At 36.3% G+C, this 23467-nt stretch carries 22 protein-coding genes and 1 pseudogene; 15 read left to right on the top strand and 8 right to left on the bottom strand.

Translation table 11 applies throughout. The features are described from left to right. On the top strand, positions 1–1427 hold a 1427-nt coding region (locus V7024_RS07995; protein WP_335518037.1), incomplete at its 5' end, for a WD40/YVTN/BNR-like repeat-containing protein. A 122-nt stretch (positions 1428–1549) separates the two neighbouring features. Here the strand turns inward: V7024_RS07995 and ahpF are convergent. Further along, complete coding sequence (ahpF, locus tag V7024_RS07990; protein ID WP_335518033.1) at positions 1550–3076, bottom strand: alkyl hydroperoxide reductase subunit F; 1527 nt, start codon at positions 3074–3076, stop codon at positions 1550–1552. A gap of 14 nt (positions 3077–3090) precedes the next feature. Next, positions 3091–3654, bottom strand: a complete 564-nt coding sequence (ahpC, locus tag V7024_RS07985; protein ID WP_098916981.1) for an alkyl hydroperoxide reductase subunit C — start codon at positions 3652–3654, stop codon at positions 3091–3093. Between the two features lie 269 nt (positions 3655–3923). Between ahpC and mtnK the strand changes: the two genes are divergently transcribed. The 7 genes from mtnK (at position 3924) to V7024_RS07955 (ending at position 9700) form a co-directional block, all read left to right on the top strand. Further along, on the top strand, positions 3924–5156 hold the full coding sequence (gene mtnK / locus V7024_RS07980; protein WP_335518027.1) for an S-methyl-5-thioribose kinase: 1233 nt from the start codon (positions 3924–3926) through the stop codon (positions 5154–5156). Between the two features lie 12 nt (positions 5157–5168). Next, positions 5169–6212 carry an S-methyl-5-thioribose-1-phosphate isomerase gene (mtnA, locus tag V7024_RS07975; RefSeq protein WP_335518024.1) on the top strand — a complete coding sequence of 348 codons (1044 nt, stop codon included), beginning with the start codon at positions 5169–5171 and terminating at the stop codon, positions 6210–6212. Positions 6213–6296: 84 nt separating this feature from the next. Further along, on the top strand, positions 6297–6938 hold the full coding sequence (locus tag V7024_RS07970) for an L-fuculose-phosphate aldolase (protein WP_335518021.1): 642 nt from the start codon (positions 6297–6299) through the stop codon (positions 6936–6938). Positions 6939–7071: 133 nt separating this feature from the next. Continuing rightward, entirely contained in the window at positions 7072–7302 is a 231-nt protein-coding gene (locus V7024_RS07965; protein ID WP_335518049.1) for an excisionase family DNA-binding protein, read from the top strand. Positions 7303–7722: 420 nt separating this feature from the next. After that, complete coding sequence (locus tag V7024_RS24390) at positions 7723–8046, top strand: hypothetical protein (RefSeq protein WP_438824451.1); 324 nt, start codon at positions 7723–7725, stop codon at positions 8044–8046. Positions 8047–8078: 32 nt separating this feature from the next. Then, on the top strand, positions 8079–8474 hold the full coding sequence (locus V7024_RS07960) for a histidine kinase dimerization/phospho-acceptor domain-containing protein (protein WP_335518019.1): 396 nt from the start codon (positions 8079–8081) through the stop codon (positions 8472–8474). Next, positions 8471–9700, top strand: coding sequence for an ATP-binding protein (locus V7024_RS07955; protein ID WP_335518016.1), 1230 nt, complete (start codon positions 8471–8473; stop codon positions 9698–9700). Before V7024_RS07960 ends, V7024_RS07955 begins: the two co-directional genes overlap by 4 nt. A 192-nt stretch (positions 9701–9892) precedes the next feature. Here V7024_RS07955 and V7024_RS07950 read toward each other — a convergent pair whose 3' ends face one another. Continuing rightward, positions 9893–10474 (bottom strand): DJ-1/PfpI family protein, encoded by a 582-nt coding sequence (locus V7024_RS07950; protein WP_335518046.1) that lies wholly within the window; start codon positions 10472–10474, stop codon positions 9893–9895. Positions 10475–10485: 11 nt separating this feature from the next. Here V7024_RS07950 and V7024_RS07945 point away from each other — a divergent pair, with 11 nt between their 5' ends. Together V7024_RS07945 and V7024_RS07940 are read left to right on the top strand one after the other, a co-directional pair. Continuing rightward, a complete protein-coding gene (locus V7024_RS07945; RefSeq protein ID WP_335518014.1) occupies positions 10486–11457 on the top strand; it encodes an MFS transporter in 972 nt (323 codons plus the stop codon). A gap of 134 nt (positions 11458–11591) precedes the next feature. Then, complete coding sequence (locus V7024_RS07940) at positions 11592–12704, top strand: PRK06851 family protein (RefSeq protein ID WP_335518011.1); 1113 nt, start codon at positions 11592–11594, stop codon at positions 12702–12704. 27 nt (positions 12705–12731) lie between these two features. Here the strand turns inward: V7024_RS07940 and V7024_RS07935 are convergent, their stop codons facing one another. After that, positions 12732–13949, bottom strand: a complete 1218-nt coding sequence (locus tag V7024_RS07935; RefSeq protein ID WP_335518009.1) for an NAD(P)/FAD-dependent oxidoreductase — start codon at positions 13947–13949, stop codon at positions 12732–12734. A 146-nt stretch (positions 13950–14095) separates the two neighbouring features. Between V7024_RS07935 and V7024_RS07930 the strand changes: the two genes are divergently transcribed. Beyond that, on the top strand, positions 14096–14869 hold the full coding sequence (locus tag V7024_RS07930; protein WP_335518006.1) for a nucleotidyltransferase domain-containing protein: 774 nt from the start codon (positions 14096–14098) through the stop codon (positions 14867–14869). Between the two features lie 265 nt (positions 14870–15134). On the opposite strand, the gene V7024_RS07925 is transcribed toward V7024_RS07930, so the two are convergent. Continuing rightward, entirely contained in the window at positions 15135–16661 is a 1527-nt protein-coding gene (locus V7024_RS07925; protein WP_438824450.1) for an FAD-dependent oxidoreductase, read from the bottom strand. A 541-nt stretch (positions 16662–17202) separates the two neighbouring features. On the opposite strand from V7024_RS07925, the gene V7024_RS07920 reads away from it, so the two are divergent. After that, entirely contained in the window at positions 17203–18282 is a 1080-nt protein-coding gene (locus V7024_RS07920) for a fatty acid desaturase family protein (RefSeq protein ID WP_335518002.1), read from the top strand. Positions 18283–18489: 207 nt separating this feature from the next. On the opposite strand, the gene V7024_RS07915 is transcribed toward V7024_RS07920, so the two are convergent. From V7024_RS07915 to V7024_RS07905, 3 genes are all read right to left on the bottom strand, one after another. Continuing rightward, complete coding sequence (locus tag V7024_RS07915) at positions 18490–19176, bottom strand: amino acid ABC transporter permease (protein WP_335518000.1); 687 nt, start codon at positions 19174–19176, stop codon at positions 18490–18492. An 88-nt stretch (positions 19177–19264) separates the two neighbouring features. Continuing rightward, positions 19265–20050, bottom strand: coding sequence for an ABC transporter substrate-binding protein (locus tag V7024_RS07910; RefSeq protein WP_335517998.1), 786 nt, complete (start codon positions 20048–20050; stop codon positions 19265–19267). Between the two features lie 170 nt (positions 20051–20220). Continuing rightward, on the bottom strand, positions 20221–20943 hold the full coding sequence (locus V7024_RS07905) for an amino acid ABC transporter ATP-binding protein (protein ID WP_335517995.1): 723 nt from the start codon (positions 20941–20943) through the stop codon (positions 20221–20223). 433 nt (positions 20944–21376) lie between these two features. On the opposite strand from V7024_RS07905, the pseudogene V7024_RS24385 reads away from it, so the two are divergent. From V7024_RS24385 to argR, 3 genes and pseudogenes are all read left to right on the top strand, one after another. After that, positions 21377–21742: pseudogene (locus V7024_RS24385) on the top strand (HAMP domain-containing protein); the annotation flags it as partial. Continuing rightward, complete coding sequence (locus V7024_RS07900) at positions 21737–22684, top strand: methyl-accepting chemotaxis protein (RefSeq protein ID WP_438824452.1); 948 nt, start codon at positions 21737–21739, stop codon at positions 22682–22684. The pseudogene V7024_RS24385 and the gene V7024_RS07900, both read left to right, overlap by 6 nt. A 152-nt stretch (positions 22685–22836) precedes the next feature. Further along, entirely contained in the window at positions 22837–23286 is a 450-nt protein-coding gene (gene argR / locus V7024_RS07895) for an arginine repressor (protein WP_335517990.1), read from the top strand. Positions 23287–23467 lie beyond the last annotated feature (181 nt).

The following is a 23467-nucleotide window of genomic DNA, read 5'->3' as shown; positions in this document are numbered from 1 at the left end:
ATCCAATATTAATAATTGGATACGGGATTTTTTGTTATGAGTTAGCTTTATACTGTAAGTATGGAAGAATGAATTATAATATTTATATTTTATTATTATGTATAGTGTTTTTTATATCCATGACTATATTTACTACAATGAAAATTATAAAAGGTAGAGAATATGAATCTGAAAAATTAACTAGTTCAACAGCATGGAAATACATTTCTATTATCATTATTGTTGTAATCACATCATTTTATGGAGTACAGATTTATAAAAGTGCAACAAATTATAATGGCAAACTTGCATGGTTTATAGAAAGGTTAAAACATGAAAGGTCAGTTGAATTTAAACATAATAATATATATGAATCTGGAGTAGAAGGTATTTTTGAAGATATAAACAAAAAATATCCTTTGCCAAAGAAATTATATATGGCAACTGATTTTGATCTTACATTTCATTCAGATGGAACAATCACAGCGCTTGATACATTTGTTTATGGGAAAAATGCTGATGGGAAAGTGGAAACTTATTTAATATCTTATAATAAGAAGAAATCAGAAGATATTACTATAATACGAGATGGGTATGCAAATCCTGATTATGATGATGATAAATTAGTAGAACCTCTAATTAAAACGGTTAAGGCTATTCCAGTTAAGCGAACGGTTGGTAAGTGGAATGAAGGTAAGTATGGGTTGATTTATTATGGGAAAAGGAATTGGGGATACAATACAGAGGGAATTATTAATATTACTGAGGATGGTAAGGAGCATAACCTTAAAGAAGCAGCTTCTGAAATCATTGGATATACTGTATCTATATTTGTTCCTGGAAAAGAGAAAGAGCTAGTACCTGCTAGATATAACTTAATATGTGACGCAAGTTGGAGTAAATCAAAGACTCCTCCAAATAAAGATAGGTTTAAAGAGAAGAAACAGGATTTAACGAATGAAAAGGAACAGTTTTTCCTATCAAAAGAAGTTGGTTATAAACTAAATATGACAGAAAAAGCATTGGGTAGTGCTTTTTATTCATTAAGCAAGACTAATGATGAAGGTAAAACATGGGAGGTTATCAATACAGACCCATTCAACAGAGGAATTGGTAGTGTATCAGGAATAACTTTCATAAATGATAAACTTGGATTTTTAGGAGCAGTCCGTCCTTCTGGTAATGAGGGAGAGTTATATCGTACAGATGATGGGGGCGTATCTTTTAAAAAGGTAAATTATCCGCCTCATGAAGTGAAATTAGACCATACACAGTCTATAATAAGTCCTTTTGATTCTCCAGGTATGCCATATGAGAAAGATGGAGTTTTTAATATGTTAGTTGGACAAGGGGCAGATGGAGACTACAATGGCGATAGTAGTGCACTTTATCAATCAAAAGATAAAGGAGAAACATGGGAATTTGTAGAGGAAGTTAAAAAGAAATAGCGAGAATTTGGAATAACCCCATTACGAGTTATCACCCGTAATGGGGTTATTCCTTTCTAAAAAAGAAAGCGACTACACTACCAATCAGGTAGCGCAGTGACTTTTATACAAGGGAAGATTCATTAATTACGGATTAGGTAATCGAATGCACCTAATGATGCATTAGCTCCTGATCCCATAGAAATAATGATTTGTTTATATGGGTTATTTGTACAGTCACCTGCAGCAAATACGCCTGGTACGTTTGTAGCGCCGTGCTTGTCTGTTACGATCTCACCACGAACACGTTCAACAGTTTCGCCTAACCAGTCTGTGTTTGGTACAAGACCGATTTGAACGAATACACCTTGTAGTTCGATGTGATGAACTTCTTCTGTTTCACGATCGATGTAAGAAATACCGTCTACTTTGTCAGTACCAGTAATTTCTTTCGTTTGAACGTTCTTTAGAACCGTTACGTTCGGTAGGCTGTAAAGACGTTCTTGTAATACAGCATCAGCTTTTAGTTCTGGCATAAATTCAAGAACAGTTACGTGTTTTACGATACCTGCTAAGTCAATTGCTGCTTCAATACCAGAGTTACCGCCGCCGATAACTGCTACGTGTTTTCCAGTGAATAATGGACCGTCACAGTGAGGGCAGTATGCTACACCTTTATTTTTGAACTCAGCTTCACCTGGTACGCCAACATTGCGCCAACGAGCACCTGTTGAAATGATTACGCTCTTACTTTTTAGAACAGCGCCGTTTTCAAGTTCCACTTCGATAAGTTCTTTCTTTTCTAAACGTTTTGCACGTTGTAAGTTCATGACATCAATGTCGTATTCTTTTACGTGTTCTTCAAGGCTTGCTACGAGTTTAGGACCTTCAGTGTGTTTTACGCTGATAAAGTTCTCGATACCCATAGTATCCATTACTTGACCGCCGAAGCGTTCTGCAACGATACCTGTGCGAATGCCTTTACGTGCTGCATAAATTGCTGCACTTGCACCAGCTGGGCCGCCGCCAACAACAAGAACATCGTATGGATCTTTATTAGAAAGCTCTGATGCATCAGGTCCGTTACCCATCTTAGCAAGAATTTCTTCAAGTGTCATACGACCGCTGCTTAAGAATTCACCGTTTAAGTAAACAGATGGTACTGCCATGATATCTTTGCTTTCTACCTCTTCTTTAAATGCCCCGCCGTCAATCATAGTATGTGTAATACCAGGATTTAGAACGCTCATTACGTTCAGGGCTTGCACAACATCTGGGCAGTTATGACAGCTTAGGCTGATGTAAGATTCAAAATGATATTCACCTTGAATGTTTTTTACTTGATCAATTACTTTTTGTTCAACTTTTGGAGCTCTTCCGCTAATTTGTAGTAAAGCTAACACTAATGAAGTAAATTCATGTCCTAGAGGGATACCAGCAAACGTTACGCCAGTGTCTTCGCCGATACGATTTACACTGAAGCTTGGTGTTCTCTCTAATTGTGTTTTTTCTACTGTAATTTTAGAAGACATAGTTGCTAGCTCATCAACTAGAGCTAGCATGTCTTTTGATACGTCATCGGATCCTGCACTTACTTTAAGTAGTACATCGTTCTCCATTAGTTGAAGATATTGTGCTAATTGTGCTTTTATATCTGCATCTAGTATCATTTTGAGTATGCTCCTTAAATTTTGCCTACAAGGTCAAGGCTTGGTTTAAGTGTTGCAGAACCTTCTTGCCATTTAGCTGGGCAAACTTCACCTGGATTGTTGCGAACGTATTGTGCAGCTTTGATTTTGTTAACAAGGATACTTGCATCACGGCCGATACCGTCTGCATTAATTTCCATAGATTGGATAACGCCGTCTGGGTCGATGATGAATGTACCGCGAGCAGCAAGACCTTCTGATTCAACTAATACGTTGAAGTTAGTAGAGATTGTGCGTGTTGGGTCACCAATCATAATGTATTCGATTTTACCGATTGTTTCTGAGCTATCGTGCCATGCTTTATGTGTAAAGTGAGTGTCTGTTGAAACAGAATACACTTCAACTCCTAATTCTTTTAAAGCTGCGTATTGGTTTTGTAAGTCTTCAAGTTCAGTTGGGCATACGAATGTGAAGTCTGCTGGGTAGAAGCAAACTACGCTCCATTTGCCTTTGAAGTTTTCTTCAGTAACCTGGATAAATTCACCGTTATGGTAAGCTGACGCATTGAATGGTAATACTTCTGTTCCGATTAATAACATAATAAAATTCCTCCTAAGTATATGTTCTGAGAATCATAGATTACTCAGTATGTAGTTTTAGTTAAAGTATAATAATTCTAATTCGATATTAATTATTATATAGAAGTGTTTATTTTGTCAAGGGAAATGTTTGACGCATATTTTTTAAAAGCTATAATTAAAACGAGATGTTTGTTTCAAAAAATTGTGATACATAGGTTGAAATACTATCAATCTATTATTTTTACGGCTTTTAGAAAACGCTTACATTTAGGGTGGAGGGAGAAACCATGTCTAAGTTCACGAAGTATTTTTTAATGGAAGCTAGTGATGTTATACCGTATGTAATGGAAAAATTGTCAATGTTCGAGGATGTACAGCGTCTGCAATGTAAGGAAATTGGAGATGGGAATTTAAATTATGTGTTTCGTGTTTGGGATGAAGATAAGGGGAATTCTGTTATTGTAAAGCAAGCGGGTGATACAGCGCGTATTTCTGATGAGTTTAAGTTATCAACGAATCGTATTCGGATTGAGTCAGATGTGTTGCAGCTAGAGGGGAAGCTGGCACCAAGACTTGTACCGGATGTGTATTTGTATGATGATGTCATGAATTGCTGTGTGATGGAAGATTTGTCAGATCATACAATTCTTCGGACTGCGCTTATGAGTCATCAAATCTTTCCGAAACTTGCAGAGGATTTAACAACCTTTATGGTGAACACATTACTATTCACATCGGATGTGGTTATGAGTCATAAAGAAAAGAAAGAGCTTGTAAAAAATTATATCAATCCAGAGTTATGTGAGATTACAGAGGACCTCGTGTACTCAGAGCCATTTACCAATCATAATAAACGAAATGAGTTGTTTTCTTTAAATGAAGGCTGGATTCGGGAACATATATATGGCGATGATGAACTTCGCATGGAAGTAGCGAAGTTAAAGTTTTCGTTTATGACAAATGCACAAGCATTGTTACATGGGGATTTACATACTGGTTCTGTGTTTGTAAGAGAAGATTCTACAAAGGTAATTGATCCAGAATTTGCGTTTTATGGTCCGATGGGATATGACATTGGGAACGTTGTGGCAAATTTAATATTTGCATGGGCAAATGCAGATGCGACAATGGTTTCAGGAGTGGAAAAAGATGTGTATATAAACTGGTTGGAGAAGACAATTATAGATGTAATTGATCTATTCTCTGCGAAGTTTTTAGAAGCATGGGATGTTCATGTTACAGAGATTATGGCGAAAGAAGCAGGGTTTAATCGTTGGTATTTACAGTCTGTATTAAATGATACAGCGTCTGTTACTGGGCTTGAATTGATTCGTCGTATTGTTGGATTAGCAAAGGTGAAAGATATTACATCTATTCCAGATGAAGAAGCTCGTGCTAGAGCAGAGCGTATTTGTTTACAAGCGTCAAAAACGTTTATTTTACAAGCACATACGCATACAACAGGAAATGATTTTTTACAAACGCTAAAGGCAGAAGCGCTGTCACTTAGCGCAAAATAAGGAGAGAAGATCATGTCTGAACAATTAATACCGATTCAATGGAAAGAAGATGCTTTAGTTTTATTAGATCAGACGCTATTACCAAATGAAGTTGTCTATAAATCTTTTATAACAGCAGAAAGTGTATGGGATGCGATTCAAGTGATGAAGGTGCGCGGTGCACCAGCGATTGGCGTTTCAGCAGCTTATGGCGTGTATTTAGGGATAAAAGACGTACAAGAAGATTCGATGGAATTGTTTATAGGTAAAGTACAAAAAGTATGTGCGTATTTGGCAACGTCAAGACCGACAGCTGTGAATTTATTTTGGGCGCTTGAGAGAATGGAGAGTATCGCAAAGGAGCATGCTCATTTATCGATTAGTGATTTAAAGCATAGATTGTTAGAAGAAGCAAAAATGATTCATAGAGAAGATGAAGAGATTAATCGTCAAATTGGCGAGCATGCACTTACGTTATTTCAAGATGGTATGGGTGTGTTAACGCATTGTAATGCAGGTGCTTTGGCGACGACAAAATATGGAACAGCAACAGCACCGATGTATTTGGCGAAAGAAAAAGGCTGGGATTTAAAAATTTATTCGGATGAGACGCGTCCGAGATTACAAGGGTCTACGTTAACAGCATTAGAGCTGCAGCGAGCTGGTATTGATGTAACAGTTATTACAGATAACATGGCAGCGATGGTTATGTCACAAGGAAAAATTGATGCAGTCATTGTCGGCTGTGACCGCGTGGCAGCAAACGGTGATGTAGCCAATAAAATTGGAACGTTAGGTGTATCTATTTTAGCAAAGTACTATAATATTCCGTTTTATGTAGCAGCACCGACACCAACAATTGATTTAAAAACGCCAACGGGAAAAGAGATTCCAATTGAAGAGCGTGATGCGGCGGAAGTTATTAATCGCTTTGGGCAATATTCAGCACCGCAAAATAGCAAAGTGTATAACCCGGCGTTTGATGTAACGCCGCAAGAGAATATTACAGCAATTATTACAGAAAAGGGAATTGTACGCCCACCGTTTGCGGCAAAATTGGAAAAGCTATTTCAGTAATTAGGGAAGATAAAAATGATAGAAAAGCGGTCATTATAGCGAATGAGCAGTAAGAAGCGTTTCGCTGAGGGGGATGTATAGTATATGTTACTACAAAAAGAGAGAGAAGAAATTGTAGAGTATGGAAAGAAATTAATTACAAGTGGTTTAACAAAGGGGACAGGCGGTAATATTAGTATTTTTAACCGTGAACAAGGGCTTGTAGCAATGAGTCCAAGCGGATTAGATTACTTTGAAACAATGCCTGAAGATGTGGTCGTGCTAAATTTAGATGGTGATATTATAGAGGGAACGAGAAAGCCGTCCAGTGAACTTGATATGCATCTCATTTTTTATCAAAAAAGAGATGATTTAAATGCCCTTGTACATACACATTCTCCTTATGCAAAGACAATTGCATCATTAGGTTGGGAGCTTCCTGCCGTTTCATATTTAATAGCATTTGCCGGACCAAATGTACGCTGCGCGCCTTATGAAACGTTTGGGACGAAAGAATTGGCAGAAGCAGCTTATGAAGGAATGATCGATCGCCGCGCTGTGTTGCTTGCGAATCATGGGTTAATTGCAGGTGGACATAACATGAAAATGGCATTTACAGTTGCGGAAGAGATTGAGTTTTGTGCACAAATTTACTATCAAACGAAATGCATTGGGGAACCGAAACTATTGCCGGAAGAAGAATTACGTGTATTAGCGGAAAAATTTGATACATACGGTCAAAAATAAAGAGAAACTTTCATATGACCAGCTCCTCAATATACAATGTATGTGGTAAAGTTGATATGGACGAAAGTTGAATCGGTTAATAAAAGGAGTAATTTCATTTACTCCTTTTATTATTAAGAAAGGACTGAACACATTGTATTTAACGGTAAAAGAAGCAGCTGAATTTCTAAGTATGCCCGAATCGTATATCGAAAGCTTAATTCAACAAAAACGCATACGTGCTGTTCATGACGGAGAGCAGTATTTATTGAATAAAGAGCAATTTAATACACATTTAGAACAAATGGAGAAATATAAAAGGTTAGTAGAAGAAACATTAAATGAACCAATTCCAGAAGATATGGATGTGAAAGATGAGGACTAGGAAGCATTTCCTAGTCTTTTTATATGTGTTCATAACTAGGGTGAATGAATAATGGATTGGTTTCGCTGAACATAGTGATTGTTTAAACAATTACTATGTTATTTTTTTATTATAGGATTGTAGGTTATAAGTATATCGCTATAATAAAAAAAGGTGGAAATTTTTTATAATCTATAAAGGAGTTTAATGTGGACCCAAGTACGATGTTATTTCAAGAATAGAGGAAAAGTGTGAAGCTATTTTTGTGGATGACGAATTGTGCTTTTATATTCTTTCATTTTTTTAGTAAATTTTACATTTTAGAATTTAATGATCTAAAAGAGATCATGTGAAGTGCTAGCTTATGCATCATTATTTTATGTATGTTATGGATGGGGATTTTCTATATGAAGAAGGGGGAACCCGTATGCTGTAAAATATGTGTATTTAATAGGGTACTCAATAGGAGAATTTTGTAATATTACATTGATGTATACGATGCACAGCGCACATGTAGGTATTTGGGGTGTGTTAGAATGTATGCTAACGCTCTTTGTACCTATTTTTATGAATAAAAGATATTTTTGGATTTTAACGATTAGTTTTCTTGTAAAATATGGTTTCGTCTCAATTGTGTTCCCCAAAACGTTTGCGTTTACTTTTATAGGTTTCTTTATAATATTAGTGAGTATTTTCTATATTTTATTGGTGTTTTTTCAATCTTATACAAAAGCAATCTATACACTATATAAGGAAACGAAATGAAACAAAACAAAAACAGCAGTTAGCAGTTAGCAGTGATCGGGAAAATGGCTGCAACTGTAGGTCATGAAATTCGCAATCCATTAACATCGTTAAAAGGCTTTACGCAATTGCAGCAGAAGAACAGCAATTTTTTTGCTGAGGAGATAATACATATAGAATGTAATGAGAAACAAATGCATTATACGCTTGTTCATATTATAAAAAAGGTAATTAAAGAAACAAAATATGGAAGTTGTATAAATATTGGCACTTACTTGATTTCTAAAAATCATATTCTTATATATATTGCAGATGAGAGATGTGAAATAAGTAAAAAGAAGCTGGAAAATAGTATGGATATTTTCGGAGTAGAGAAAGCGAGTGATTTCGGTTTAGGCTTAATGGCGGTATATAAAATTGTTGTTGTCGATAAAGGAGTTTTAATATGAACAAAGCTCATATTCTTATACAAGAAGAAGTGAAAGTATTAAAACTTTTTTTAAGTTTATTTTATATAATCTTCTTTTTGAATGACATCCTGTATTATTATTTTTATCCGAAAGTACAAACGGGAGATAGCAGTATCGGCTTTCCGGAAGGCAGTTTAGGGTTCTGGATGTATGCTTTTATGTTTTTATTATTGTTAATTTCTATCTATTTTACAAAAAAGAAGCATATATATTTAGTAAAATATGTTATTTTTATAGGGTATATTTTCATTGATTTAATTAATAATATCCTCATTTATTATGGCACTATAATACCATTTGAAAGTGATAATGCAGTAGAACTGTTCGTGTTGTTATTTTCTCCTATTTTTGTGAATAAACGCTATTTTTGGGTAGTATCACTTGGGATAATTGGAAAGTATGCCTTTTTAGGAGTTATATTGCATACACCAATTGTAATTGTTCCTATTGTATTATGTGTAAGCTTAGTGATCGCGTTTATTCTGTTAACACGTTTTCAATCGTATGTACGTACAATTAAAAACATGTTTGAAGAAGCGCAACAAGCTGAAAAGTTAGCAGTTATCGGAAAAATGGCAGCTACAATTGCACATGAAATACGCAATCCATTAACATCGTTAAAGGGCTTTACGCAGTTGCAGAGAGAAAAATATCCTGAAGATGCAGCGTACTATAACATCATGGTGCAGGAGATTGAACGTATGAATGCGATTGTTAGTGAATTAATGGTTCTTGGAAAACCGAAACAGAGGCAATACGTATTACATGATATAAAAGATATTTTATCTTATGTGATTTTGATTGTAGAACAGCCAGCTTCTCGATATGGTATTACCATCACAACAGCGTTTGCGAAAAAGTTACCTTCTATACAGTGTGATGAGAAACAGATGAAACAAGTATTTCTTAACATTATTAAGAACGCAATTGAATCTATGCCTGGCGGCGGTAATATTATTGTGGAAGCGAATGTAGTTCATGAGCAGATTGTAGTGAGCGTGACTGACGAAGGGTGCGGGATCAGTAAAGAGAAAATAGATAAAATAGGTGCGGCTTTTTATACGACAAAGGAAAATGGAACAGGTTTAGGGTTAATGGTTACATACAAAATTCTTGAAGAACATCAAGGTGAAATGGAATTTGAAAGCGAACCTGGTGTTGGAACAAAGGTAAATATTAAGCTACCGGTAGGAGAAACGAATTAAATATACGTGAAAAAACTCTTCTTTCATATTTTAGAAAGAAGAGTTTTTTTCGTGATTTTGAATGAAAATATCTAAAATACAAAGCTGTTTATGTTATCCCACTATTTTGTGGTTCACTACCTCGTGCCTATCAACTTAAGAAATTGGTTGGTTCCTAAAACGATAGAAATGAGCTGTGTTATTATGCACCTTTTAAGATAAATTTACTGTATTAAAAGAATTTACTGGTTCTACAGAATTCATTACTTTTTCTACCATTTCTTGTCCTACTTTTTCTTTTATAATCCAGGATACAAGTTCTTGTGCTGCCATACAACTTGCAGCAGTGGCTATATTTTTATTTACGACAAAACTTTGATTTACAGGGATTGCACCATATTTAGATAAATCTTTCATTCTTGTAGGGTAAGTTGTAGCGGTTTTATTTTCTAGTAATCCTAAAGCTCCGAGTAACAAAGTACCAGAGCACATTACACCAATTAGTTGTTTTTCTGGATTTAATTTTATTGTATTTAAATAATCTTGATTGTTAAGTAATTTGTTTACACCTGTTCCACTTGTGAAAATTACAATATCAGAATGTTGTATGGTATCTAAAGCTCCTGATGTCGGGATGGTAAGGCCTGACATTGAGGTGTGTGATTCTTTTGTTCCAATAATATCAACTTTCCAATTTTTTAATTGACCAACTGTTTCCCAAGATACACGATTTAAAAGATCCCACGGTAAGAAAAGGTCAAGATCAGTAAAATCGTCGAAAATAACAATTAGTATTTATATTTATATTGTTTGAAACAAATAACATTGAAATATGGCATATTTACATATCTAGTATTGTTATATCTAGTTTAGTAGCAATTACAATGCCAGCGTATGAGTCAGTTATTCCTTTAACCGTAAAGGAAGATGAACTTATAAGCGCAAATTCTCTAACAGAATTAACTTTATCTGTAACAACAATACTAGGTCCTGCAATGGCAGGAGGACTTATTAGTATTCTAGGAGCGGATACTGGTATTTTGTTAAACGGGATAGCGTTTCTAATAGCTGGAATTATTTTTTCTCAAGTGAGGCTTAAAGAAATCCCACAGTCTAGTTCTTCTAATAATGTTAGAGAACTACTTCGCTTTTTTAATGATGGACTTTCTTATTCTGTGAAACATCCTCTTATCAAATGGGGGATATTTATGAGTACATCTAATAATTTAATTCTGGGAGCCTATGCTGCAATGTTAATTTATTATATGAGAGATGACATTGGGTTAAACGCGAGTTTCACAGGGGCTGTTATAGCAATTACTGGAATCGCTTCTGCGATAACTTCAGCTTTTATTGCCCCTCAACTTTCTAAAAAAGTTCGAAAAGGAATAACGATGATATGTAGTCTGGGGCTATTCGGTGTTGTATTAGTTGGCTTATCTAATAATTTAATACTATTAATTATAGGTCAAAGTCTTTATGTTGGATCAGTAACATTATTTCAAATTAATTGGTATTCATTACGACAATCTATAACTCCAAAGGATTACTTAGGACGAGTTTCGGGGGCATGTCGAGGAATAGCTTATTTTGGTGCTAGTATAGGAAGTTTTCTAGGAGGATTTTTGCTGAAAAAAATTTCCGTAGCTAATTTGTTTCTTATTAATGGTTCTCTCGTTGTATTGATAGCTTTTATCGCAATGATAAGTAAACTTCGTTATACGGATACCGTTGAGGACTTCCATACAGCTGAAACGACTGAAGTTCATAAATTATAGAAACCTAAAAAAGGGGGCGAGAGCGTCTTTTTAAGTTGTATTCATATACTTTGTACGGTGGGTATTCACCTATTCTTTCTTACTTGCATATCGTAGCTTATGTAGTGAAACTGCTTACAAGGGAGTGAAAGGCAGTGACAGGAAACATAAAAAATTATTATGCGGGCGGTAATACAGCAAGGGGATTTCACAGCTTATATGAAGAGAACCTAACGGGATTAGACCGATTATTTATTTTAAAAGGCGGGCCTGGAACAGGGAAGTCGTCACTGATGAAGGGGATTGGTCGTGAGTGGGTAAAGAAAGGATACGATATTGAATTTTTACATTGTTCATCTGACAATCATTCAATTGATGGTGTGATCATTCCGGCGTTAAAAGTTGGGATTGTTGATGGAACGGCACCGCATGTGATTGAACCGAAAATGCCAGGTGTTGTAGAAGAGTATGTAAACTTAGGGATTGCTTGGGATTCTGTTGAACTTAGGAAACATAAAGGAGAGATTGTCCATTATACATCAGAAGCGACTCATGCGTTTCGGTCAGCTTATACGTGCTTTAAGACGGCGCTAGAGATTCATGATGAATGGGAGAAGTTTTATATCGATCACATTGATTTTGAAAAAGCGAATGAATTAACAAAACAGCTCATACAACAATTTTTTACTGATAAAACGTGTACGAAAGAAGCAAATGTGAAGCATCGTTTTTTAGGCGCAGCAACGCCAAAAGGAGCAGTTGATTTTGTTCCGAATTTAACGGAGGATGTACCGAAGCGATATTTTGTAAAAGGGCGGCCTGGTTCCGGAAAGTCGACGATGTTAAAGAAATTAGCGGCGGCAGCTGAAGAGAAAGGATTCGATGTTGAGATCTATCATTGCGGCTTTGATCCAAATAGTCTTGATATGGTCATTGTTAGAGAACTTGGCTTTGCTATTTTTGATAGTACAGCACCGCATGAATATTTTCCAACTCGTGATAGTGATGAAATCATTGATATGTATGAGCTTATTATTGAACCGGGAACAGATGAGAAGTATGCAGTAGAAATTCAAGATGTATCAAGACGCTATAGAGAGAAAATGAATGAAGCGATGTCCTATTTAGCAAAGGCAAAATCTGTGCGTGATAAACTAGAGAAAATTTATATTGCGGCGATGGATTTTGAAAAAGTGGATGCATGCAAAGGTGAAATTCAAGCGGAGTTTGAGAGAATTGCAGAACTTGTTGCCGAGAAACAAAAGTGAAGAAAAGATGAGATACTTTGTTGTATCTCATCTTTTTAAAATCGGACGCGTTTGTTTGTATAAATCAAGATTTGGACTGGATCCATTTACAATAACATCACGAATAATTTTAGAGAGAACCATGCTGTATACTAAGCCATTGTCTCCATAAGAATAGATCAAATAGCAGTTTGGCATTTCCTCATATATCCCAATCATCGGTAGACCATCATGCGTGCCGCCATAAAAGGCACCGAAATAAAATTCAGGTTTCACATCGATATTGGGAAACAACTTTTGAAATTCTTTTAATAGTGTATCCCGTTTATGGATTAGCTTCGCATCTCGTTCTTCGGCGATATCCGTATCTTCATCAAGCCCGCCGATAATAACGCGGTTGTCAGCAGTCGTTCGTATATAACTATAGGGACGAGCCGTTTCCCAAATTAGTGTCCGTTTGTACCAGGAAGAAAAATCAGATACAGGGGTTGTGACAATTGCATAAGAACTGCTAAGTGTTGCATTTTTGTCTTTTTTAAACTCTAATCCTTCATAGCCAGCAGCAATGATTACTTTTTTGGCAGTAATAGCATGACCGTTTTTTGTAAAAAAAGTGGCTGTATCTGTTTCTAATTTCTGCCCTGTTATTTCAGTATCTTCGTATATTTGAACTCCTTTGTCTGACGCTTGTTTGATTAGGCCGTGTGTAAATTTATATGGGTTTATTTCACCATCGTTGTATGTATAAAGAGCGGCCCGTTTTTGAAAGGGATATTTTTGACCAATCTGTTTTTCTGTGAGCCAAACTGCTTTGAAACCATGCTTTTGTAAGTAATACAGTTCTTTTTCTAGTTTCTCAATATCATTTTCATAGCTAGCGTAGTACAAGCTATCACGGCGAATAAAATCAGCTGAGATGGGTAAATTTTGAGAAGCAGCTTCAATGTCGCTAATAGCTTGTTCGCATAATTTAAAATGACGAACTGCATGTTCTTCTCCAAACGTATTCACAAGCTCAAAAAACATTTTTTCACCTAAATATTGAATGAGGCCCGTGTTCGGTAAATTGCTGCCATGTCCAACTTTTCTTTTATCAACAACAACGACACGTAAATCTGTTTCACTTAAGAAATGTGAAAATTGTGCTCCAGAACTTCCTGCACCTATAATTAACACATCACATGTTATATCCTCTTGTAAAGAAGGATACGTGGGTGGACTTGGGAGAGTTGTCGTCCAAAAAAATTTACCCGTGTGTAAATCCATTCCTATACACCTGCCTAAAAGAAAATCATACTTTCTTCTAAAGTTGCCGATTTAATGGGGTTGTATACGTTTTTAAATGAAAAGAAGGAATCTTATTATATTTGTCGAATTTCCGGGGAAATGATCAGAAAATGAGAGTGATACATATGAGAGAAAAAATTCAACTAGAATTAGAAAGAATCGAGAAAGAGAATGATGTGAAAATCTTGTTTGCAGTTGAATCAGGGAGTCGTGCATGGGGATTTCCATCAAAAGATAGCGATTATGATGTGCGTTTTGTATATGTACACCGATTGGAATGGTATTTATCAATTGAGCCGAAGAGAGACGTTATTGAGTATCCAATTAACGATGCCCTTGATATAAGTGGTTGGGAACTCCGCAAGGCACTGCAGCTATTTTCTAAATCGAATCCAGCTTTGTTAGAGTGGATCAGTTCACCGATTGTATACGCTAAGGCATCAAATCTTTCGGAGCGTTTGCAGGAAATGAGCAGTCAGTTTGACCCAAAAGCAACGGTATATCATTATTTGCATATGGCATCTAAAAACTATCGTGCATTTTTGCAAGGTGAAGAAGTGAAGCTGAAGAAATATTTTTATGTATTACGTCCGATACTGGCGTGCAAATGGTTAGAAGAGAAAGGAATATTGCCACCTGTTGAGTTTGAAAAATTAGTGAATGGACTAGCATTGGATGCGGCACTTTTACAAGAAATCGAGGAACTGCTTGAGAAGAAAAAAGCGGGTATAGAGCTGGATAGCGGACCAAGAATTACATTACTGAATGAATTTTTAGAAGAGCAGATTACCTATTATGAAGAGTACGTGAAGAGTTTAGAGCAGAAAACAGTTATAGATATTGAGAAGCTAACTGTATTGTTTCGAGATATGTTGCAGCAAAGCTGGAAAGAGCACTGATTATATTCGTGCTCTTTCTTATGTTAGAGATAAAATTTCATATTTAACGATATACATCCATTTTAACGTTTCGACATCTAAGTCGCGGCTATGCAAAATACACCGTGTCTTGCACCCGCTGGCTCCCTTTGTTTAAAACCTCGCATGTGGCAGAAAAAGGCCATGACCGTTACTATGCACGGCCAGATGCTCTCGTCCTCCCCGAAAAAAGAGGCTTTTATATTTTTTTACTTCCATATAAGAGAAAGGCTATAAGCTTACAACATCACATATCTTCAATTCTTTTTAACGCTTCATCTGCCGGCCCTTCAATTACCTCTCCTTCAACTGAAAAACGTGAACCGTGACAAGGACAATCCCATGTACATTCACCGCTATTCCACTCCACTTCGCAGCCTAAATGTGTACAAGTTGTATCGACAATGTGAAGTTTCCCATTCTCGTCTTTATAGGCACCGGCACGTTTCCCGTTTACTCTTACAACAGCGCCTTCTCCGTTTTCAAGATCTTCTGGTTTACGAAGAGCAAACTCCAGTTTTCCTTCAATTAAATGTTTTGCTACATCGAGGTTTTGTGTAACGAACGTTTTTAAATCTGGATTTGTATGGAATCGTGATGGTGCATAGAGTTCTTTGTATGGGCTATCAATTTTCATAATGGATGCTTTTAGCAATAAAGCTGCTGCGGTTCCGTTTGTCATGCCCCATTTGCGGTAACCTGTTGCTACAAAAATGTTAGGATTATTTTCATTAATGTGCCCGACATAAGGAACTTTATCGAGTGTAATTAAGTCTTGTGTTGCCCATCTGTATGGGATTTCTTCTATGCCAAAGGTTTCTTCGCCGAATGTTTGCAGTGCTTCGTAATGGTTCATCATGTTAATGCCTTGTCCCGTTTTATGACTTTCACCGCCAATTAACACGAGTTTTTCGCCATCCATTGTAGTGTAGCGGAGGGAGCGTTTTGGGTTATCGACGCTTATATACATTCCTCCTGGATACTCTTGCTTTGTTTTCACGCCAAGGACATAAGAGCGTTCCGCATACATTCTTGCGAAGAAGAAGCTATTTGCATCATAAAAAGGAAAATGTGAACAAGAAATAACGTGACCGCAAGTGATTCGATGCCCATCTTTTGTGATTACTTGTTGATAAAATCCTTTTTCTACATCAATTGCAGTTGTATTTTCATATAGAACGCCGCCAGCTTTAATAAATTGTTCGACAAGTGCCGCTAGGTAGCGAAGCGGGTGGAATTGTGCTTGATTTCTTATAACAAGTGCAGCTTTTACGGGAATAGGAAGTGGGATACTTTCTACATATTCACCAGGGATATTAAGCTGCTTGTATGCTTTTAATTCTTCTGTTAACTTGTGTAGATTGTCGATTGAGTTTGTATACAGGTAAGCATCTTCTTCTGTGAAATCACATTGAATATTGTGCTGCTGTACGGTATCTTTTATAAATTGCAGTGCTTCATTGTTTGCCTCGTAATATAATTTCGCTTTTTCTTCTCCAAAATGATTCATGAGTTCATTGTAAATAAGATCATGCTGCGTTGTAATCTTTGCGGTTGTATGTCCAGTTGTTCCGTTTAAAATGTTTCCTGCATCAATTAAAGCAACTTTGACTCCTTCTTTAGCGAGCAAGTAGGCAGTTGTGATGCCGGTGATACCTGCGCCGACAATGGCAACTTCCGTTCTGATGTTCTCTGTTAGCTTTGGGAAGGTAGGTAATTGAATAGAGTCACGCCAATATGGTTCAGGAAATTTTGGGAGCTGATTGTATTCCAAGTGAATGCACCTCTTATTCTAATAAATTCTTATTAGTTATTTTTTCCAATCGGAGGAATTTCATGTATTTAAATTAAATTACTAAAAATTATTTTTAAATAATTTTTTAGAGGGAGTTCTATATACAATTTTGCATTTTAAGTGACTTGGCAGAACACAGAATAAATAAGATTAAGCATAGTATTCAACATGAAATGAAGTGATTAGCGAAGGACGAATGAAAAGATAATAGGAAGTGTAAATGTTGTTAAATAAACGTTTTTTCTTTAGTAACATAGAAAGTAATTATGAAAGTATAACCAACTTTTATTACTAGGTCATAAAAGTTATTGACAATACAGAAAGCGTACTGATATGATTCATCTTGTGGAAAGGTTGATAAAGGGTAAAAAGAGAAATGTTTTTCAATGAATAATAATTGTAAGAGTGAGTGAGCATAATTTTCTTTGAGAAAGAAAATTTATAATACTAGTTATTATCAATCTGGAAGCAATAATCGATGCAAAGTGCGTAAGCGCGGCATGAGAAAGGGGCACAAGTAATGAAGGATCTTCATACGTTTGGCTGGTATGCAGCACGTGTATCACCACATTTGCCAAAAAAGGCATTTAAACCAGTCCCAGCTCGTTTGTTTGGCGGACTAGCCTACTTATTAATTACGATAGCAGGGTTTTTGGCAATTGGATTATTCAATTTGAATGTGTGGGCCAATCTTGGAATTGCAATCGTTTTAGGATTGTGTTTTGCATCTATGGGATTTCTTGGACATGAAATTTTACATGGTACAGTAGTAAGAAAAGCTTGGCTAAGAGATTTTCTTGGAGCAATTGCGTTTATGCCATTATCAACTGGACCAAAGTTGTGGAGAAAGTGGCATAATTTAACGCACCATGTGCACACACAACATGAGGAGAATGATCCGGATGCGTGGCCAACGATGGATAAGTTTAAGAAAAGCAAATTTTTACGCTGGGTATATCGCCTTCCGTTACATGTTCGTTCTTTCTTTAGCTTTTTATCGTTAACAATTCAATTTACAATGCATTCGTCTCGTATGTTTTTCCTTTTTATTAAGGAATTTAAACCGCAGAATCAAAAATCTGTGTGGTTCCAGCTTCTTTTGCCGTGGACAGTATGGATTAGTTTATTGTTTATTATGGGTCCTACAAAGTGGTTTTTTGCTTATGTCATTCCATTGTTAATTGCCAATTTCATTGTAATGGGGTATATTGCAACAAATCACCGTTTGAATCCAATTGTTCCTGTAAACGATCCGCTTGCAAACTGTTTATCGGTAACAGTGCCGCGTTGGGTAGACGTATTACATTTTAACTTCTCATATCATACAGAACATCACTTGTTCCCAGGTATGAGCTCGAAATACTATCCGTTAGTAAAAGAGAAAATTAAAGAAATGTGGCCAGAGCGCTATCATGAAATGCCGATGGAGAAAGCGTTAGCTGCTCTTTGGAATACACCGCGTGTGTATTATCAAGGTAGTGAGTTAGTTGATCCGCATAAAGCGCATTTATACGGCTCTTTAGGGAATGGATTAGATCCTGCGAATATTCAATATCGCCAGGAAAATATAGAAAAATCAAAAGCTGCGAAAAACGGCTAAAGCATAAACATAAGTTTAGAATATGATATAAAAAACCCTTTTGTTTTTAGGGGAGGGACGAGAGCACCTGGCCGTGTGTAGAAGCGGTCAGGGCTTTTTTTTCTTAAAAACAAAGGGTGCAGGACACTCTTTGTTCTGCATAGCAATGATATATAGAGCCTTCATATTTAATAATAAAAGCACGAGCTCGTAAAGAGTTCGTGCTTTTTACATAGGGACTTCTTTTTGTTTTGCCGCTTGTGTGTAATTCGTATTTTTTCGTGCCAATCTTTTTTCAAGAAGATGTACAAAGTACGTAAATAGAAGGACAAGCGCGAGGTAATAGACACTGACGATCATATATGTTTCGAGCTGCTGAAAGTTTGCGGCAGCTTCAGAAAGCCCGGTGCCCCACAGCTCTGACATTCCTACATAGGCAACGAGAGAAGAGTCTTTTAAGCCGATAATGAACTGATTGCCAAGCGGCGGAATAGACAAACGAAATGCTTGAGGTAAAATAATACGCCGCATTGCTAAAGGGTATGACATTCCTAAAGAGCGAGCTGCTTCAAGTTGGCCGCGGTCCACGGATTGAATAGAGCCCCTAAAAATTTCTGTAATATAAGCACCGTTATGAATAGCAAGAGCAATTGCCCCTGCCCAAAACGGGGATAAGACAATAATAGATGTAATTCCAAAGTAGAGGATCATAATTTGTACAACTAGCGGTATCCCGCGAATAATCGCAATGTATACATGGGCAATTCCATTTAAGACTTTACTATTGGAAATACGAAAAAAAGCAAACAGCAATCCAATTAAGGATCCAAGTAATAAGGATGTTATTGTTAACTGTAATGTAATGACAATTGCCTTTAGAAACGCTGGATATGTAGATATGAAAATATCAATCATGGTTATCACCTCTGTATTGGTTTATTTTCATTACTATGATAGCGATACCCCGCCAAAGAATGCGGGGCATTATTTATGGGTAAAAAATCTATTTTTCTTTTTCACCTAGAATGTTACGACCGAACCACTTTTTACTGATTTTTTCATAGGTGCCATCTTGAATGATTTCATCTAGTGCTTTATTTAATTTTTGCAGCAATTCTTTGTCGTTTTTGCGAACAGCGATGGCCATTTCATCAAGAGACAGTGGTTTTCCAGCATCTTTTATATTTGCTTTTCCTTCTTTCATCATGCGTAGACCTACCATTTGGTCTGTGACAACAGCATCAACTCGCCCTGGTTCTAAGTCCATAAGCGCAGTAATATCACTATCGTATTCTGTAATTTGATCTGTTTGCTTAGCAATAAGTGTTTTGAATGTACTTGCTTTTACAACACCTACTTTTTTCCCTTTTAAATCTTCAGCAAAGGAGATGGAGGTTTTCGTTTTTGTAACGAAAATTTGGGCTCCAGAACGATAGTATGGATTCGTAAAGTTAACTGCTTTTAGACGATCTTCTGTGATGGCCATACTTCCTAAAATCACATCATATTTTTTTGCTTGTAATCCTTGGATTAACGTTTCCCAAGGATTTGTTACAGGAACAGCCTTCATATTCATTTTCTTAGCAAGAGCTTCACCAATTTCGACGTCAAAGCCGACAAGCTTACTATTTTCTTTAAAGTTAAACGGTTTATACAAACCGCTCATTGCATAGCGAAATTCTTTCTTTCCATCGGTTGATGAAGTACTGCTTTCTTTACTACAGGCACCTAATACTAAAGAAGCACATAATGTAATCGCTGCTATTGCTTTAAATATCTTTCGTTTCATAAAAGCACCTCCAATTGTTATCCCGCTATTCGTGGGCAGTAAGACCCCCACCTCAAAATTGAGGTAGAAGCAAAGAAGATCGGTGGGGGATAACTGCCCGTAAAAGCCTGATTGGGCGGGCTTTCCATCAGTGGGGGATGAAAAAAATCCCCACTGATGGAAGTTTCACTTTATAAAATATTTCGTAAAAATTGCTTCGCGCGCGGATTTGACGGAGCAGTGAAAAATTGTTCTGGGGGCGCATCCTCTACGATTTGTCCGTCATCCATAAAAATAATGCGGTCAGCTACCTCGCGGGCAAATCCCATTTCATGCGTGACGATAATCATCGTCATCCCTTCTTTTGCGAGATCTTTCATAACTTGTAGTACTTCTCCAACGAGTTCAGGATCGAGGGCTGAGGTAGGTTCGTCAAATAACATAATTTTTGGATTCATTGCGAGTGCTCTCGCAATAGCAATTCGCTGTTTTTGACCACCTGATAAAAGATCAGGTGTTACGTTCGCCTTATCTTGCAATCCGACTTTTTCTAGTAATTCGTAGGCAATGTTTGTTGCTTTTGTTTTATCTAGTTTTTTGACGTGAATAGGAGCTTCTATGATGTTTTCTAGTGAGGTCATATGAGGAAATAAATTAAAATGTTGAAAAACCATACCGACATTTTCGCGGACTTTGTTTAAATTTGTATGTTTCGGCTGAATTTGTTCTCCCTGTATCGAAATTTCTCCATTATCATACACTTCCAGGAAATTTAAACAACGCAGTAATGTACTTTTTCCTGAACCGCTTGCACCGATTAAGACAACAACTTCTTTTTCTTGTACGTGTAAATTAACGCTTTTTAACACGTTTAAAGCACCAAATGACTTTGTAAGATTTTGAACTTGTATCATGTATCCCCCTCCAAAGAAATGTAGATGTATAAAAATAACTTATTTTTGTTAATTAGTCACAAATTGTAAAATCCCTTTATTTTTTGTTAAAAATTTAAAGGGAGTCGTATATTAATAGAACACAGGGAAAATTGTTATTTTAAAAGGTAGAAGCAAAAAATAACTCGATTCATAGTATTCATGTAGAAAGGTCGAGTGTAACGATGGAAATATGTTAGAAGCGTGCTTTAGTGAAAGTAAACTGCGGAAATAGTATAAAGGAATCGTACTATACAGCGAAGAGTGTTTATCATTCTTCGCTTCATAGTACCCTTTATATATATTGTCATGTAAGGAAAGGAATGGGATTAGAATTATTTATTTCAAAAATCCTTATATCTATTTATAATGAAAATATAGATAACAATATATAGAGTGTATTTATATCATTTAGATGGGGGAGTTTGGGGTGGAAAAAGAAAAAAAGCCTTTTTCCTTTGGGCTGCGTATACAGCTAATGTTGTTTATAACGGTATTAGCGCTTATTACGTATTCAACAAGTTTAATTTTTATTTATGTTGTATATGATTATGTTCATGATTATGTAAATCAAACTATATACAATATTGTTGTGATGATATTAGGGGTTATTTGGTCAGGGGTTTTGGCATATTTTGCAGCGGATTTTCTTATTAAGCCGCTTCGAAAGCTTGAGGAAGCGGCTCATAAAGCAGCAAATGGTGATATTCGTGAAGATGTTTCGCTTCCAAAAGCAGATGATGAGATTCGTTCTTTAAGTGTTGCTTTTAATGCGATGCTTGGAAATTTGCGGACAATGGTGAAAAATATTGATACGACATTTACATATACAAACCACCAAGTGCAGCAAATTCGTGAGCAAACGGGAGAGGCGACGAAACAAGCACAAGGTGTATCGGAAACGCTTACTGAAATTTCTGTAGGAGCAGAGCAATCAGCCGCTTCGATTCAAACAATTGTTTCTACAGTTGATGCGACAATTTCGATTGCAAGTGAAGTTGAAGAAAAAGCAAAGCAGTCTGATGAATTATCTTCGCAAATGGTGCAGGCGCTTGGACAAAGTACACGTGTTTTTGTATCGCTTATTGAAGGAATTCAAATGCTAGCGAAAGAAAATGAAGAGTCGATGAAAAGTGTACAAAAGTTAGAAGAACATACAAAACAAGTAGGGCATATCGTTTCGTTAGTGAGTGAGATTGCTAGTCAGACAAATTTATTAGCATTAAATGCATCGATTGAGGCAGCTCGTGCAGGGGAGCAGGGGAGAGGATTTGCAGTCGTTGCTGAAGAGGTACGCAAACTTGCCGACGAAAGTGCAACTTCAGCTCAAAATATTTCAAAATTATTGCATGATATGCAAAGCGAAGTAAACCGTGTTTCTATGCAAATGACAGACCAAATGAAAACAGCAAGAGAAGAAGCAAAACGAGGCGAAGCAACGGAGCTCATTTTGAAAGACATGACAGCAAGTGTTATGGAAGTCGCAGACGCGATTCAAAAAATTAGCGGTTATATGAAAGAACAGATGAATTATATTCATGAAACAGGTGTACAAACGAAGGAAGTAGCAGCAATTGCTGAAGAAACCTCAGCAGGAGCACAGGAAGTTGTCCGTGTAACGATGAAGCAATCTGAAAATATGATATTCATTGATCAGTTATCGAAAGATTTAGAGAAGCGCGCAGTAGAATTAAAAAGGACAATTGCACAGTTTGTGGCATAGGGAAGAACGATGATTGTTCTTCCTTTTTCATTTGATACATTATATAGAAAAAGTAAAAATATGAACGTTTCCGTAACATTTCTCTTTATCTCTTTCAGATGGAAATTATAGCAAGATATAATAAAGCTATAATATTAGAGGGAGTGTCTTTCATGAAAAAAGAGAAAAGACAACAACTAATTAAACAATTGGTGAGAGAGAATGAAATAGAGACGCAAGAAAAATTGGTAGAGTTGTTAGAGGACCGCGATGTATCTGTTACACAAGCAACGATTTCTCGAGATATTCATGAATTAAATTTAGTAAAGGGAGCTTCTTCAAAAGGACCTGTAATATATAAGGTTTTTACAGAAGAAAACCAGCGTGCAGATATACAGCTAAAGAAAAAAATAAGAGAAGTTGTTGTACAAATTGATTATGTAGAACAACTGACTATTATTAAAACTTTGCCTGGGAATGCTCATGTTATTGGAGCTTTATTAGATTCTTTAGACTGGAAAGAAAAAATAGGATGTATATGTGGGAATGATACATGTCTTATCATTTCTCCATCAAAAGTAGATAGGGAGATTTTAAAAGATCGATTGAATTTGATTATGTAAATACGAATTAAAAAATCAAAATGAATACATAAATGAGAAGGCTGTTTCTAATGAATGTTAGAACAGTCTTTTTTAATTTATATATAAGTTAAAAAAATGACCATTTTTTGGGGGGGACGAGAGCATCTGGCCATGCATAGAAACGGTCAGTACTTTTTCCGAATTTTGAGGTGGGAGTATT

The sequence above is a fragment of the Bacillus sp. JJ864 genome, assembly GCF_036963045.1.
GTDB classification, from domain to species: domain Bacteria; phylum Bacillota; class Bacilli; order Bacillales; family Bacillaceae_G; genus Bacillus_A; species Bacillus_A pseudomycoides_C.
Note: the sequence above shows the minus strand (reverse complement) of the source record. Positions and strands in the feature narration are given on the sequence as shown.

Coding starts and splice junctions, on each gene's coding strand:
- ahpF (WP_335518033.1), bottom strand. CDS start 3,076: ATGATACTAGATGCAGATATAAAAGCACAATTAGCACAATATCTTCAA.
- ahpC (WP_098916981.1), bottom strand. CDS start 3,654: ATGTTATTAATCGGAACAGAAGTATTACCATTCAATGCGTCAGCTTAC.
- mtnK (WP_335518027.1), top strand. CDS start 3,924: ATGTCTAAGTTCACGAAGTATTTTTTAATGGAAGCTAGTGATGTTATA.
- mtnA (WP_335518024.1), top strand. CDS start 5,169: ATGTCTGAACAATTAATACCGATTCAATGGAAAGAAGATGCTTTAGTT.
- V7024_RS07970 (WP_335518021.1), top strand. CDS start 6,297: ATGTTACTACAAAAAGAGAGAGAAGAAATTGTAGAGTATGGAAAGAAA.
- V7024_RS07955 (WP_335518016.1), top strand. CDS start 8,471: ATGAACAAAGCTCATATTCTTATACAAGAAGAAGTGAAAGTATTAAAA.
- V7024_RS07935 (WP_335518009.1), bottom strand. CDS start 13,949: ATGGATTTACACACGGGTAAATTTTTTTGGACGACAACTCTCCCAAGT.
- V7024_RS07930 (WP_335518006.1), top strand. CDS start 14,096: ATGAGAGAAAAAATTCAACTAGAATTAGAAAGAATCGAGAAAGAGAAT.
- V7024_RS07920 (WP_335518002.1), top strand. CDS start 17,203: ATGAAGGATCTTCATACGTTTGGCTGGTATGCAGCACGTGTATCACCA.
- V7024_RS07915 (WP_335518000.1), bottom strand. CDS start 19,176: ATGATTGATATTTTCATATCTACATATCCAGCGTTTCTAAAGGCAATT.
- V7024_RS07910 (WP_335517998.1), bottom strand. CDS start 20,050: ATGAAACGAAAGATATTTAAAGCAATAGCAGCGATTACATTATGTGCT.
- V7024_RS07905 (WP_335517995.1), bottom strand. CDS start 20,943: ATGATACAAGTTCAAAATCTTACAAAGTCATTTGGTGCTTTAAACGTG.
- V7024_RS07900 (WP_438824452.1), top strand. CDS start 21,737: ATGCTTGGAAATTTGCGGACAATGGTGAAAAATATTGATACGACATTT.
- argR (WP_335517990.1), top strand. CDS start 22,837: ATGAAAAAAGAGAAAAGACAACAACTAATTAAACAATTGGTGAGAGAG.